Annotated in this window: 16 protein-coding genes; 15 read left to right on the top strand and 1 reads right to left on the bottom strand. The window is 28.4% G+C overall.

The features are described from left to right. Positions 1 to 3 precede the first annotated feature (3 nt). The 8 genes from T483_RS29320 (at position 4) to T483_RS30175 (ending at position 5,140) form a co-directional block, all read left to right on the top strand. A complete protein-coding gene (locus tag T483_RS29320) occupies positions 4 to 228 on the top strand; it encodes a hypothetical protein (protein ID WP_051560425.1) in 225 nt (74 codons plus the stop codon). Between the two features lie 242 nt (positions 229 to 470). After that, positions 471 to 683: a hypothetical protein gene (locus T483_RS0116690; protein ID WP_026887875.1), complete on the top strand. Its 213-nt coding sequence runs from the start codon at positions 471 to 473 to the stop codon at positions 681 to 683. 258 nt (positions 684 to 941) lie between these two features. Next, positions 942 to 1,571: a site-2 protease family protein gene (locus T483_RS0116685; RefSeq protein ID WP_026887874.1), complete on the top strand. Its 630-nt coding sequence runs from the start codon at positions 942 to 944 to the stop codon at positions 1,569 to 1,571. 314 nt (positions 1,572 to 1,885) lie between these two features. After that, on the top strand, positions 1,886 to 2,431 hold the full coding sequence (locus T483_RS0116680) for a dTDP-4-dehydrorhamnose 3,5-epimerase family protein (RefSeq protein ID WP_026887873.1): 546 nt from the start codon (positions 1,886 to 1,888) through the stop codon (positions 2,429 to 2,431). A 328-nt stretch (positions 2,432 to 2,759) separates the two neighbouring features. Next, positions 2,760 to 2,936 carry a hypothetical protein gene (locus T483_RS31130; protein ID WP_155268507.1) on the top strand — a complete coding sequence of 59 codons (177 nt, stop codon included), beginning with the start codon at positions 2,760 to 2,762 and terminating at the stop codon, positions 2,934 to 2,936. A gap of 81 nt (positions 2,937 to 3,017) precedes the next feature. Then, positions 3,018 to 3,224, top strand: coding sequence for a hypothetical protein (locus tag T483_RS0116670; RefSeq protein WP_026887872.1), 207 nt, complete (start codon positions 3,018 to 3,020; stop codon positions 3,222 to 3,224). Positions 3,225 to 3,755: 531 nt separating this feature from the next. Continuing rightward, a complete protein-coding gene (locus T483_RS0116660) occupies positions 3,756 to 4,097 on the top strand; it encodes a cupin domain-containing protein (RefSeq protein ID WP_026887871.1) in 342 nt (113 codons plus the stop codon). Positions 4,098 to 4,450: 353 nt separating this feature from the next. After that, entirely contained in the window at positions 4,451 to 5,140 is a 690-nt protein-coding gene (locus T483_RS30175) for a DUF4830 domain-containing protein (protein ID WP_155268506.1), read from the top strand. Between the two features lie 319 nt (positions 5,141 to 5,459). On the opposite strand, the gene T483_RS0116650 is transcribed toward T483_RS30175, so the two are convergent. Further along, the gene (locus tag T483_RS0116650; protein WP_026887870.1) at positions 5,460 to 6,416 is read right to left on the bottom strand and encodes a LysR family transcriptional regulator; all 957 of its coding nucleotides are present in this window, start codon (positions 6,414 to 6,416) and stop codon (positions 5,460 to 5,462) included. 168 nt (positions 6,417 to 6,584) lie between these two features. On the opposite strand from T483_RS0116650, the gene T483_RS0116645 reads away from it, so the two are divergent. The 7 genes from T483_RS0116645 to T483_RS0116615 form a co-directional block, all read left to right on the top strand. Then, positions 6,585 to 8,045, top strand: coding sequence for an aspartate ammonia-lyase (locus T483_RS0116645; protein WP_026887869.1), 1,461 nt, complete (start codon positions 6,585 to 6,587; stop codon positions 8,043 to 8,045). 967 nt (positions 8,046 to 9,012) lie between these two features. Next, positions 9,013 to 10,278 (top strand): cation:dicarboxylate symporter family transporter, encoded by a 1,266-nt coding sequence (locus tag T483_RS0116640; protein WP_012059400.1) that lies wholly within the window; start codon positions 9,013 to 9,015, stop codon positions 10,276 to 10,278. Positions 10,279 to 10,792: 514 nt separating this feature from the next. Further along, positions 10,793 to 11,530: a DJ-1/PfpI family protein gene (locus T483_RS0116635; protein ID WP_080697028.1), complete on the top strand. Its 738-nt coding sequence runs from the start codon at positions 10,793 to 10,795 to the stop codon at positions 11,528 to 11,530. 93 nt (positions 11,531 to 11,623) lie between these two features. Beyond that, positions 11,624 to 12,130 carry a hypothetical protein gene (locus T483_RS0116630; RefSeq protein ID WP_026887867.1) on the top strand — a complete coding sequence of 169 codons (507 nt, stop codon included), beginning with the start codon at positions 11,624 to 11,626 and terminating at the stop codon, positions 12,128 to 12,130. 278 nt (positions 12,131 to 12,408) lie between these two features. After that, positions 12,409 to 13,047 carry a cysteine peptidase family C39 domain-containing protein gene (locus T483_RS0116625; RefSeq protein WP_051560421.1) on the top strand — a complete coding sequence of 213 codons (639 nt, stop codon included), beginning with the start codon at positions 12,409 to 12,411 and terminating at the stop codon, positions 13,045 to 13,047. Between the two features lie 263 nt (positions 13,048 to 13,310). After that, positions 13,311 to 13,568 (top strand): hypothetical protein, encoded by a 258-nt coding sequence (locus T483_RS0116620; RefSeq protein ID WP_026887865.1) that lies wholly within the window; start codon positions 13,311 to 13,313, stop codon positions 13,566 to 13,568. Between the two features lie 500 nt (positions 13,569 to 14,068). After that, the coding region (locus T483_RS0116615) for a VOC family protein (protein ID WP_026887864.1) at positions 14,069 to 14,388 on the top strand (320 nt) is incomplete at its 3' end.

Here is a 14,388-nt window from a genome sequence, read left to right as displayed (position 1 = left end):
ATTATGAATGAAAAGGATAAAGAAAATAAAAATACAGATATTGATGATGAAAACAATGAAAGTTCAGAAGAAAAAGGAGAAGATAATTATTTGGCATTAGGTATGTGCCTTGGGATTTGCCTTGGGATGACCGCAGACCAGTTGCTTTTTAAAAATAATGGTACTGGCATGTGCATTGGTATGTGTTTGGGATTAGCGATTGGTTCAAGCGTAAAAAAGAAAAAATAATGTATTTATGTATAGATTATGGACATGGTGTGTAGTTGAAGTAATGAATAATTTTATTATTAAACGTAATAGTAAATTATTATGTATTAATTATAAACGTATATGAGGGGGAGAGGTAAATAAAAAAATCAAAAATTATAATTAAAATAGTAATAATGACACTGATCCTTATTATTTTGTCTGCATCATTCTCAAATCGTGTGATATATGGTACTTGGAATATATTTAGCTATCCTAATAGGATGTATTTCGATGAATATCGCTATGATATTGGAATAGTTGTAACATTACTAGATTATGAAAAGCCTCAATATGAAGTTTCTAGAAATATTGATAAACTTACAGGTAAAAGAATTTATAGCAAAGAAAAAAATTTTATTGGAAATGGAAAAGTAGTTTATTTGCATTTAGATGGCGATAGATATCTTGCTTTTGCATCTGGCGGTGGTGGGTGATATATATTAAGTGCTATAATAAGTGCTTCGTATTATTCTTAAATCATGAATCAATAAAAATGAATAGCAAATTATAAAATCATATTATTCAAGAGATTGAATTTACGATTTTTTAGTGTACAATTTGTAGAATTGAGGTAACAACTAATAAAAAATATTCTTTGAAAATTTAATAATATGATGTTTACAAAATGTGTTATAATTTAGATATAATGGAATTTAATAGCAACTGAGGTAATAAGTTTATAAGGAGTAAAAATGGAAAGATTTAAAAAGATTAGTATATATATAATTCCATATATACTTGTGTATATAACTTCATGTTTAACAACTTTGTCACATGAATTAGGTCATTCAATCACAGCATATTTTTTTGATATTAAAAACAATCCATTTGATCTTAATTATAGCACAAAAATTTTTATGTTTGGAATAAGTGAAAATGTTGATTATAATAAGGTGTCAAAATTAATACAATATAAAGCAATATTAATATCAGCAGCAGGTTTGATTGTAAATTTTATTTTTGCTGTAAGTATAATCATATTGTTAATATTCTTTTATAGAAATCTCAACAAGTTTATATGTTATGTTTTATACTTGTTTTTATTTTGGAATACAAATGAATTCTTTAATTATTTTATAATCCGTAATATATTCTTAAGGGGCGATGTTGCTAATATTGTAACTTATGGGATACCTCATATTTATGTATTGATATTTGGAATATGGTTTTCCTTAATTTTAGTTTATTTTTTATTTTTAAAGGTTAAGAAGAATTTATTTAAGATATTTAACTTGACCCAAAATCAATGCATAAAGTTTACAAAAATAATAGTATTAAGTTTTGTGGCATGCCAAATTTTAACATTATATAATTATAGTTAATGCAAACATTAATTAGAAATCTGATAGCTAAACTTGATTTGTTTACAAATAGACGTATATTGTTAATGCACTATTTTTCTTAAGTCATGAATCAAAAAAATTAAATAGCAAATTGTAAAATCATATTGTTCAAGAAATGAATTTACGATTTTTTTTAATGAGTAATTTTCTTAAATTATGAAGTAATTAAATAAAAATGTTCTTTGAAATTTAATAGTATTATATTTGCATATATGATATGATTACCCAAAAAAGTAAATTGCAATTTTTAGCACTGATTGTTTTTTTGATTTGATGCAAGGAGGAACAATATTTTGAAAATATATAGTACTTATCTTCCAGAAGTAAAAATTATAGAATATGATAAGAAAACTGATAATAGAGGCTTTTCATATTCTATTTATAATAGAACAGAAATGGAGAACGAAGGAATTTATTTTGAATATAAGGAGGAGCGAATCTATTATTCGCAAAAAGCTGGTACGCTTTACGGTATACACTTTCAAAATAATCCCAAAGCTCAAGCCAAATTACTTTATTGTATTGAGGGTAGAGGAATAGATTATGCGATTGATCTTCGTAAAGATTCATCAAACTATTTAAAATGGGTATGGGTGGAATTAAGCGTAGAGAATCGAAAACAAATATATATTCCGAAAGGTTTTGGACATGTTTTTATTTCACTTGAGGATAATACAAGAAATGTTATGCGATTTGATGAACCTCTTGATTCTCGATATTCTAGACAGATAGCTTATAATGATCCCGATATAGGAATAGAATACCCTATTAAAAATCCAATATTGGCCCCTCATGATATTAATGCTACTTTTTTGCTAGAGAGTGATTTAAATTTGTGATTTATCTTATGAATAATATACTAAGTATGATAAATTTGAATTTGTAGAGTTGCCAATAGATGCTAATTATACCTGAAAATTTAATAATAAATAAGAATATCGCACTATTCATAAATAAGAATTGATTCGCGATATTTTTTTATTCAAAATACTACACAATACTAAAAAAGTGCGTAGCAGTTAATTCATATAATGTTCTTTTAAAATTGAATAATACGATGTTTACAAAATATGTTATAGTAGTAAGCAATGATGTAATACTTAGAATTTATGAGTATTGCACTAGTATAAATAATTACGAATACATATAGTTTAGAGGCGAATATTTGTGATCTTAGAACATAGATTAGGGAAATCAATTTTATTTACTATTGCATTTGGTGCAATTTCTGGCGTTATTTTAGGAATTACCAAGATAGAAATGCATATTGGGGGATATGCAATTTTGGGAGGAACTTTAGTATCGATATTGACTGGTATACATATCTGCGGCAATAAAAAATAAGCAGTACCAATTTTGTTATAAGACGTAACAGTAAATTTTTATGTAACATAGTAAATAGAGCGAATTATAGGAGGGAATTAAATGAGCAAAAAAAATTATGTAAATATCTTGACAGTTACACTAACGTTTATAATTGCTCACATTATTTATAACTTAACAGGATTTCATTATAATTTTTCTGAAGGAATACTAAATTTAAAATTACTAATTGATTTGGTATTATGGCTGCTAATATACGTACCAGTTAATATAATTCTTGATAAAATATTATTGTCCAAAGGAAAATGATTTAATAAATTTCATAGTCATTATAATAAAATAAAAGATACAAGTTCACAATTTTCTTATATTTAGTATTATAGTTGACAATCTCACATATAATTTTTTAGGTTATATTTCAACATAATATTAAAATACAGCCCCCAAAAAAAATACCAACATTTCGATTTAAGAAAAGGTGGTATTTTTATTTTGTCTCTGATAGCTGATATTAGCATATCTGCATCGTTTTTTAGGTATAAAATTTTAGAACATATCGGAGAATATATGGGCATTGGGAGTGTGGTTAAAATGGCTTCAAACATTTTATAAAGATAAGAGGTAATAAGGGCTAAAACTTTATAGTTCAAAGTAATGTAGTGAACTCATATATCAGAATAAAAGACTTAAAAATGGAGAGTCGATGTATTCATGGTATGTGTAATATTTTGTAATTAATGTTATAATAAGTTTTGTGTGAAGCTATGATCTAATAGATGCTAGTAATTATCAAGTCCCATATAATAAATATTTTTATATAGAAAATAGGAGGTATTAAGCATGAAGGATTTCCCGGAGTTTATGAAAAATGAAAAAAATCATATCAGTAGCAGTCAACAAAATACAGAAGACATTGATGGTTATTATTTTGAAGGTGAAGATGGTAGCCAAATGGCTTTCTGGACATGCTATTCAGATAGAGTTTCTAAAGAACATAAGCATGAATTTGATGAATATACCGTTGTTGTATGTGGTCAGTACACAGCAATTATTGATGGAAAAGAAATTGTATTAAATCCAGGTGACGAAATATTTGTTCCAAAAGGAACGCTACAAGGTGGAAGGTATATTGCAGGAACAAGAACAATTTCAGCTTTTGGAGGAAGGAGAATTCATAAGTGAATTTAATGGAATTATGTATATAATTTCTATAAACTTATTATAAAACGCAATAAGTAAGAGCGAACTGAAGATTATTAATATTTTATGTGGGAGGTTATAAAATATGCGATAAGCAAAAAAGTATTAAAGATGATCCATATTTTATTATGGAGCTTGAAACAGGGTATGTAATTTTAGGATGGTTTTAGAGGTTCAATAAACAAGAAGATTTATTCTATAGTAAAATAATTAATACAGAAGTTATTAAGCCATCCTCCATTGAGTTTTTGACTTTAAAAATGAGGCAAATGGCATTTTTAAAGTATGTTATTAATAAAATTTATTTTATATTATTAGGAGGATAAATTGAAATTATGATAATAAAAAAACAAAATCTAAAAAAAGTAATCACTATTGGATTAATTTCTTTTACAATATCAACTATACTTCCTATAAAAGTATTTGCCATTTGGAATCAAGATAATAATGGATGGTGGTATTCAGAGGGAAGCGAATATTCTATAGGTTGGAAACAAATTGATGGAGAATGGTATTATTTTGGAAACAACGGCTACATGAAAACAGGTTGGTTTCAGGACAAAAATGATAAATGGTATTATTTTAACAACAATGGCTCTATGGCTAAAAATACTTGCATTAATGGTTATACATTGGACTCAAATGGAATATGGATTAACAACACTCAAAATAATTTAGTAGATTCAGAAAAAGATAAAAAAATAGCAGAAGATTATGTTGAATTTTTAGGCTATACTATTACGAAAAATTTAGGAGAAGTAGATAGTTTTATATTGGATGAAAACAAAGTTTCAAGTGCAGAATGGAAAAACAAATGGGAAGTACAAAAAGTTAAACCCAATGAGTATTTAGGAAAACAGATTAATATATATAATTTTAAAGTAAAAAATCATCCTTTAGAAAAACAATATAATGTTGAGGTTTATGTTTATATTATGATTTCAGAAGGAAAAGTTATTGGTGGATATTCTATACCTGATAACGGATATACTGGGGGAGTTTATTCTATAGATGGGAAATTATAAATTTTAAGAAAAGTTGGTGTTTTCATTTTCTAAAAGCTTTTTGAATGAACTACCAAATACAGATACATAATCTAAGAATTATACTTATGGATTGAAATATATGCTATATCAGAAAGGACAGATACTCTTTTTTAAAGTGTTACATTAGAGAATATGTTGTAGGCATTTCTTCATCAAAAGTTGTTCTATTTTGCTTGTCACGGGCTTGCTGTGGGAGCATGCTTAAACGGGTACAACTTCTGATGTTAGAAATCCTCAACTTATTCTCAGTAACCGAAACAACAGAGTACCTGTCCTTTCAGTTGATTACCTCATAATTCTAAGTTATATCTTCATTAATTTCAGGTATAGCCATTTTTAGGAACTCTTCCATTGCTCGTGTGAAGTATTTTCCCTTTTTGGTGTAGAAATATACGTTACGACAAATGCTATCCTCATTCAGCTTGTAATAGATTACGTTAGGGTCAGGTTTTGTATATCTTATAAGCGTATCACTTAAAAAGCTGATGCCCATTCCATAACAGGTAAGGTTATAAGACGTAACTAACTGATCTAATTTTAAAATTACATTTGGTGAAAAGTTATGATGTTGACATATCTTCTCAGCACGTTTTCGTGTGTCATTTCCAGATCTTAAAAATAGAAATGGTTCATCTTTAAATAGTTCCAAAGGAACACTAGGTGTAGATGAATCAAGATGTTTATTATTTATTATGTCATTAGCAGTTAATTGATAATTTATGGTTTGATTGTTAACTTCAAATTTCTTTGGAACAGCTAAAAGCAAGTTTTCATTGCAGTACTTATGTCTAGAATATATATTTTCATTAAACTCATAGTTGTCTATAACAAGATCCAAAGCACCAGAGAAGAGTTGCTGTTCTAAAAGAGAAGTATTAGCTTCAACCATATGAATAGAAACTAGCGGAAATTTTTCTCTGAAATCTGTTATTATAGGAGGAAGAATATAAGAAGCAAAAAGATTACTTCCGCCTATGGCTATATTTCCAGTACGTAACTCGTTCATATTACTTAAGAAATTTTCAAATCCGTTTTCAATATCAAGGATCTTTTCTATACATTTTACATATTCTTGCCCACAAGGCGTTAATTGAATTGGATTTGTACTTCTATCAAATAAAGGAAAACCTACACGTTCTTCTATTTTTTTTATAGTTGCACTAAGGGAAGGTTGAGAAATATACAGGTTTTGAGCAGCTTTTGAAAAGCTTTTTTCCTTATTAACCTCATACACGTATTCCATACCTTTAAACATAAATAACCTCCACATATAAATAAAAATCTATAATACTTATATTATTATATGTATTTGATTATATTGTAGGGGACACTTATAATGAAGTCAACAGATGAATTAGAATAATTTGATAATAAACCAATAATTTATACAAGAAGTGCCGATTATAGTATGGGGGCGAAGGTTATGATAAGGGAAATAAAGTTAGAAAATAAAGATATCAATTTCCGTAAGGAGAATGACTCAATTGGAAGCAAGGATGTACCTGAAGATGTATATTATGGTGTGCAGTCTTTGCGTGCGGCTGAAAACTTTAGAATTACGGGATTGTTCATGCATCCGGAAATTATAAATAGTTTAGCATATATAAAGAAAGCAGCTGCTATAACCAATTGTGAAGTAGGAGTTTTAGATAAAAGGATTGCAGATGCAATTGTAAAAGCCTGCGATGAGATATTAAGAGGAAACCTACATGAATACTTTATTGTGGACCCAATTCAAGGTGGAGCAGGAACTTCACTTAATATGAATGCTAATGAGGTCATAGCCAACCGTGCAATTGAGATACTTGGAGGTAAAAAAGGAGAATATTCCATTGTACATCCAAATGATCATGTAAATTGTGGACAATCCACTAATGATGTTATACCAACTGCAGGGAAAATTACAGCTTTAAAATTATTGGAACATGCTCAAAGTGAGCTATATAGATTACATGATGCATTTTCACAAAAAGCCATAGAATTTGATCACATAATAAAAATGGGAAGAACTCAAATGCAAGATGCAGTACCAATTCGTTTAGGTCAAGAATTTAAAGCTTATTCAGTAGCTATAATGAGAGATGTTAACCGTATGGAAAAAGCCATGGATGAGATGCGCGTTCTTAATATGGGAGGAACTGCAATAGGTACAGGGGTTAATGCAGACGTAAAGTATCTTAAACGAGTTGTGCCAAACTTGTCAGAGATTACTGGAATGAATCTTATACAAGCTTTTGATTTAATTGATTCAACACAAAACTTGGATTCCTTTGTAGCAGTATCAGGAGCAGTTAAGGCTTGTGCAGTAACATTATCTAAGATTGCTAATGATTTAAGATTAATGTCTTCTGGACCAAGAACAGGCTTTGGAGAAATTAATCTTCCAGCAAAACAAAATGGTTCATCTATCATGCCGGGAAAAGTTAACCCAGTTATTCCAGAGGTAGTAAACCAAGTGGCATTCAATATTATCGGCAATGATATGACAATTACAATGGCAGCAGAAGGCGGACAATTAGAACTTAATGCGTTTGAACCAATTATATTCTATTGTTTATTTCAATCAATTGATACCCTAACTTATGCAGTTGAAACTTTTATAGATAATTGTGTAAAAGGTATTACAGCTAATGAGGAAAGATGCCGTGATTTAGTAGAAAACAGCGTTGGAATAATCACAGCTATTTGCCCACATGTAGGATATTCAACAGCTGCAAGCCTAGCTAAAGAAGCTATAAAAACAGGAACACCTATTAGAACTTTGATATTAGATTCAGGACTTTTAAGTGAAGAAGAATTAAATGAAATTTTAGATCCATTTAATATGACAGAACCGGGGATATCAGGAAAGAAATCTAGTAGCGATGTATTAAAAACAGTTTAATAAATTTTTATAATAAATAGGAATATCTATACTGTTAAAATTATTAAAGCACTTAGGGAAATGAAATGTTATAAGAAATCTATAAATATTTGATTTCTTTGAGATTTACTTAATGCTTAGCAAGGTAATTGCAAGAGGAAATGTATAGATAAACAACTTAAGAATTAGACTTATTAGATAAACATACTTACAAATTTGTAAAGCTTTGAGTTCTTATCTTTACCAGAAATTATAAATATTTTCATAGCTTTTCGTAATAAAAATATTTATGATCTCGGTGAGATATATGCATAACTTAATATATTAGTTGGATTATCTATAATATAAAATTTTGTAAATAAGTTTATAATTAAATAGCAAGAAAAATCATTTGGAGTGATATGAGATTCATAATTTGAATCTCATATCACTCCTTATTTTTATGTTCTTAGTACATTGTGAACCCCATATTAATTAAATGACATAAAAATTTTTTTTCTGATTCATATGAAGCTGTTTGAAATAGACTCTATATTCTAAAAAAGAATTTTATAATGTGTGCTTAATACACTAAAATAGAGGGTTTGACGTATAATATTTGAGTTGAAATTTGAATAAATTTAATTTATAAAAGTCGCACTAACGAATATTTTCATAAGCTTAAAATGGATTTTTTTGATTATTCAGAATTTTAAAAACATAGGAATAAATGATTTTTTATGTTATAATACATGCGGAAATTGAATTTTCTTGTATAAATTTTCAAAAGTGAGACATTATGTCAACGCTTGATTATAAAAGCAATAAGAAATTTAGTAAAACAACATTATTTTTTTAATGAAAATCTATTGTTTTTTTATTAAGTATGTTTAAATTTGGAATTTTGTCTTTTTAAATACTTATAAGGTTTTATCAAATATATTCTCTGTAGTAAGTTTTTGAAACGAGAAAATTCTAAGTTGCAGCATTTTAGAAGGGGGATATTAAAATGAAAAAATTAGGATTAGCATTTCAAATTCTTCTAGGGCTTGTGCTAGGTATTGCGATAGGAGCTGCTTTTTATGGCAATCCAGTTGTAGCATCATACTTACAGCCTATTGGAGATATATTTATCAGACTAATCAAAATGATAGTTGTTCCTATAGTATTTTCATCACTTGTTGTTGGTGTTGCTGGTGTAGGCGATATTAAGCAGGTAGGAAAAATAGGAGGAAAAACTATACTGTATTTTGAAATAGTAACTACAGTTGCCATTGTAATAGGACTAGTTGTAGCCAATGTGGCTCATCCAGGAAGTGGAATTAATATTCAACAACTTTCGTCAGTTAGTATCGAAAAATATATGAATACGGCTGAAACTGTATCTAGCCATGGTTTTGCAGATACATTTTTAAATATTGTTCCAACAAATATCTTTGAATCTCTTTCAAAAGGTGATTTACTTGCAGTTATATTCTTTTCAGTTATGTTTGGTTTAGGTGTCGCTGCAATTGGAGAAAAAGGAAAGCCTGTTCTTGCTTTTTGCCAAGGTGTGGCTGATTCAATGTTTTGGGTAACTAATCAAATTATGAAACTTGCACCACTTGGAGTATTTGGATTAATTGGTGTAACAGTTTCTAAATTTGGGGTAGCTTCATTGATTCCGTTAGGTAAATTAGTTATTAGTGTTTATGTAGCTATGATTTTCTTCATATTTGTTATATTTGGCTTAATAGGGAAGATATGTGGGTCAAGCATTATATCTCTTATGAAGATTTTAAAAGATGAAATTATTCTTGCGTACACTACAGCAAGTTCTGAAGCAGTTTTACCAAAACTTATGGAGAAAATGGAGAAGTATGGCTGTCCGAAAGCTATTACATCTTTTGTTATTCCAACTGGGTATTCATTTAACTTAGATGGATCTACCTTATATCAGGCTATTGCAGCACTTTTTATCGCGCAAATATATGGGATAAATCTGCCAATTGCTACGCAAATAAATTTAGTATTTGTACTAATGGTTACATCAAAAGGTATGGCTGGAGTTCCAGGAGCATCTTTTGTTGTTTTATTAGCAACCGTTGGTTCTGTAGGTATACCTGTAGAAGGAGTAGCTTTCATTGCAGGAATAGATCGTATTGTTGATATGGCAAGAACTGTTGTTAATATAATTGGAAACTCATTAGCTGTTATCGTTATTTCCAAATGGGAAGGGAAATATGATACAGAAAAAGGAAAGAAATATTTGAACATTATCAAAAAAGCAGCTTAATCACATAGAAACATGTGAATCTCAAAAAGCAGAAATAGTGTTATTTCTAAGGATTATGAAAATATCGCTGAAAGTGCTAAATTGCAGGCTGCATCACTAATGTTTGCTCCAAATTTTTTGTGACAATCATTAGCTAAACAACCTACAATTAAGAACTTTTAACTGAAAATTTTTAAAAATAAGTATAGAATATTCTATGCTTATTTTTTTTGAGTTCTGCATGAAAGTAATGTTGTTATTAATTGATTGTATTGGTATAAATCATAGTAGAGTTGAGGGACTTGTTTAGTCTTTATGAATTTATTTGCATAATACTTTTTTTGTGAGGGGGCTGACATCACACGGCCTGATGCACTTACATTTTTTTTTTTTGGTGGAATTTTAAGAAAAGGCTTTTTACAAAATGTGCTATACTTGATATATAATAGTAAATCGTAGTTTTGGAACTATTATTTTTATTGCTAAAAGGATATTTAGCATACAAAAATGAAAGAAGTAAAAAGAGGTGTAGAATATGGCTAATGCAATGTGCCCTAAGTGTGGGAAAATTAAAGACCTTGATGTTATTGTAAATGAAACAGAGGAAGTTAATTCTGAAGGAAATATAGTAAAGATTAAGACTAATAATTTTTATTGTTCCTTTTGTCATACATTTGTAAAAAGCGAAGATATAAAATTAAAAAATAAGATATTTATATTTAGCTATAATGAAATGGCTGACTTTGAAATTACACCTATTGCTCATATTTTAGGAACAGATTTAGGCAAAGAAATAATAACTATTGCGTATGACAATGATATCATAAAAAGTATGTCTGGATTAGAATATAAACCAAAAATGTTAGTGAAAGATGTTGTTGAAGAAACCACGGATGGGTTAATAATTCCTGGTGGTTGGAATAGTGAACTTAGACCAGAATTGGTTCAATTAATTGAAAATGTTAATTCACATGGAAAGCTGATTGGTGCTATTTGTGGTGGACCGTATTTTTTAGCAAAGTCTAATATGTTGCAAAACAGAAAGTACACTACTTCTATGGTTGAATGGACAGAAATGTATAAACAGCAATATGGAGAAATTGATCCTTTCCCAAGAGAAACTTTTGTTAATGAAAGAGTTGTAGTAGATAAAAATTTAATAACATCTCAAGGAATTGCTTTTATTGATTTTGCATGTGAAATATGTGATTGGTTTAAGTTATTTAAAAATGAAGATGAAAGAAAACAATTTTTAAAAACATTAAAAGGGTAATTTGAAATCGTCTCATAAAATTTAATGGTAGATTTGGTCGAAGCTATTTAAAATTGACTGATTCAATATTTATTAAAAAAGGAGAGATTGAAATTGAATATAAGAAACAAATTTTTTTTAGGATTGGGTCTAATATTTTTAATAAGTATTATGCATGGCTGTGGAGTGACCGCTAATCAGGATAATAATGAAAATATTGATAAGGTGAATATATATAGCAACAATGATGAAATTATACAAGAAGAAAATAACTATACGTATAGAACTTATGGAGATTCTATAAAGAACAATGAAATTGAGATAAAATATAGTGGCTTTTCTGGTTTAGAAACTATCTGTTTTTTAGAAGTAAGTGAGGACACCGAAATAACATTTAACTATGATTCAACAGTTGACAATGGCAAGTTTAAGGAGGTTGTGATTAATCCTAAAAATGAAGTGGAAAATATAGTAGAAGGAACTGATCAAAGCAGCAAAACAATTAAATTAACAAAAGGAAAGTATAGTTTAAAAAATGTTGGAGCAAATGCGGATGGAAAAATAAAAATTAATATTAGTAGTAATTCAGATGTTAAAATAACAAGAGATAAGAAAAAGTAAAATATTAGATTAATTCGTAATATTCCTATATCATGAATCAATAAAAACGAATAGCAAATTGTAAAATCGTATTATTCAAGAGATTGAATTTACGATTTTTTACTTCGAAATTCTAAAATATTACGCAATATGTAGATAGGACGCAGTAAATAAAAAATATGTTCTTTGAAAACAAAATAGTGCGATATTTACAAATGTGCTATAATTAACCAAATGATAAATTGTACTTTGTAAAGCAACATAATAAATACTTTTATGTGATACTTGGGAGGTTTGGTATGAGTGTTAATATTGGAATTCTTAACTTTCTGAAATATGTTATTAGAACCATATTTTGGATTATAGTAATTGATGCATTAATTATGTCTGTTCCGATACTACAGTTAAAAAAGAGAAAGGAAATTCCACTAAAGTTCAGCATTAATATGAAAAACAGGATTGATTTTCAACATGGAAATAAATGTGCTGCTTTTGCCACTGCATATGTTTTAAGACATTTTAACATTAATTATGATGGCAATACATTGTATCAACATTTTCCCTGTAAAGTTCCATCAGGTGGTGTCACACCACTTGGAATTCGAATTGTTTTAAGAAAGCATAATTTAAAAACTAAATATAAAAAAGGTAGTATATATAATTTAAAAGAAGATTTAAATAATGGAGCGCCAGTAATTGTATTTATTCATCCAAGTCCTAATTCAAAAGGAAGTCATTTTGTTCCTGTAACAGGATATGATGAAGATGGATTTTATATGGCAGAATCTATTGAAAAATTAAGTAATATTACCAATGAAAAAGGGATATGTAACCGTAAAGTAAATTATAAGGATTTTAAAATAATGTGGAATATAAAGAATATATATATGCCACTATACAGTAACACTTATATTGTAGTTAGTCCTAAAAAAAGATAAAAGTTAAGTATATGTTACTAATAATCGAGTGATAACCGATAAATTCAAAATTTGTAGAGTTGCTTATACATGTTATTATATCTGAAAATTTAATAATAAGTTAGGATATCGCAGTATTTATAATGAGAATAGATTTGCGGTATTTTTTTATACTCAAAATACTACGCAATACTAAAATATTACGAACGATGCAAGAGGAAATATATTAATACTCTGAGACAATTTTGAAGGAATTATAACTGTCAGTAATGGGGGCATGGTAAATGTACAAGACAATAAATAATTTACTCAGTTTTTTTACTATCATAGTTTGTATTGGATTTGGGATGCCGTTCATGGGATTGCTAAAAGGTAGAAGAGGTGCAGACTCTCTTTTTCATTATAACAAAACTATGTATTTCAGGGTTTCATTAATTGGAATAGTTATAGCGATACTATTCATAGTAATCTGCATTGTCTTAAAAAAGAAAATTAAGGCTATGGAATGTGAAATAAAATCCCTACCTATACTGCACCTGTAGTTAAATATGAGCTATTTAAAAGCGAATATTCAGTTGTCTTTAGCATAGATGGTAAGAAATATGAACATAAATTTGAATCAATAGGGGTTAAGAAAGTTTATGACTTTAAGCAATGTTCTTACGTAAGATATAAGATTTATAAGAATGAAATTATTCCTGAAAGATTTTATTTAGCAATTCCTAAGTATGAGAAAGGTATTAAAAACAAGTGGGCTTATTTAAGCAAAAATCAATAGAGAAAACAATGCTAAGTCACATTATTCATAAGTTATGAATCAATAAAAATAAATAACAAGTTGTAAAATCGTATTATTTAATGGATTAGATTTATGAGTTTTTAGTGCGCAATTTGTAGGAAGTGCGTAGCAAATTATAAAAATGCTCTTTGAAAATTGAGTAAGATGTTTTTTACAAAATATGTTATAATTAATACAGAATACGTTAGAAACTACGAACTACAGATTATTTATATTAAGCGTCATAAAAAGGAGAGATTATGCATGGAAAAAATTCTTCATTCAATACTTGCGGTGTTTCCTACACCGAATATCGAAGAAACCGCTAAGTATTATAACGAGATTATGGGATTTAGAATTGTTAAATATTTAGATGTAAAAGAACCCCACATATGCCTTTACCGTGATAGTGTGGAAATAGTATTGACTAAAGCAAATAACGAAAAAGTCCACACGAATAGGGAACTCTACGGTTATGGGGAAGATGCTTATTTTATTACGGACAATCAAGAAGCATTACAAAATGAATTTATAAGTAAAGGAGCTAAAATTGTTCGTCCGCTCCATATGACAGATTATAATAA

This window comes from Clostridium beijerinckii HUN142, assembly GCF_000621745.1.
Taxonomy (GTDB): Bacteria; Bacillota; Clostridia; order Clostridiales; family Clostridiaceae; genus Clostridium; species Clostridium beijerinckii_A.
Note: the sequence above shows the minus strand (reverse complement) of the source record. Positions and strands in the feature narration are given on the sequence as shown.

Excerpts from the sequence above, each read along its gene's own strand:
- T483_RS0116640 (WP_012059400.1), top strand. The coding sequence starts at position 9,013 with ATGAAAAAATTAGGATTAGCATTTCAAATTCTTCTAGGGCTTGTGCTA.
- T483_RS0116645 (WP_026887869.1), top strand. The coding sequence starts at position 6,585 with ATGATAAGGGAAATAAAGTTAGAAAATAAAGATATCAATTTCCGTAAG.
- T483_RS0116670 (WP_026887872.1), top strand. The coding sequence starts at position 3,018 with ATGAGCAAAAAAAATTATGTAAATATCTTGACAGTTACACTAACGTTT.
- T483_RS0116625 (WP_051560421.1), top strand. The coding sequence starts at position 12,409 with ATGAGTGTTAATATTGGAATTCTTAACTTTCTGAAATATGTTATTAGA.
- T483_RS0116650 (WP_026887870.1), bottom strand. The coding sequence starts at position 6,416 with ATGTTTAAAGGTATGGAATACGTGTATGAGGTTAATAAGGAAAAAAGC.
- T483_RS29320 (WP_051560425.1), top strand. The coding sequence starts at position 4 with ATGAATGAAAAGGATAAAGAAAATAAAAATACAGATATTGATGATGAA.
- T483_RS0116690 (WP_026887875.1), top strand. The coding sequence starts at position 471 with ATGTATTTCGATGAATATCGCTATGATATTGGAATAGTTGTAACATTA.
- T483_RS0116620 (WP_026887865.1), top strand. The coding sequence starts at position 13,311 with ATGTACAAGACAATAAATAATTTACTCAGTTTTTTTACTATCATAGTT.
- T483_RS0116660 (WP_026887871.1), top strand. The coding sequence starts at position 3,756 with ATGAAGGATTTCCCGGAGTTTATGAAAAATGAAAAAAATCATATCAGT.
- T483_RS30175 (WP_155268506.1), top strand. The coding sequence starts at position 4,451 with ATGATAATAAAAAAACAAAATCTAAAAAAAGTAATCACTATTGGATTA.
- T483_RS0116685 (WP_026887874.1), top strand. The coding sequence starts at position 942 with ATGGAAAGATTTAAAAAGATTAGTATATATATAATTCCATATATACTT.
- T483_RS0116635 (WP_080697028.1), top strand. The coding sequence starts at position 10,793 with ATGGCTAATGCAATGTGCCCTAAGTGTGGGAAAATTAAAGACCTTGAT.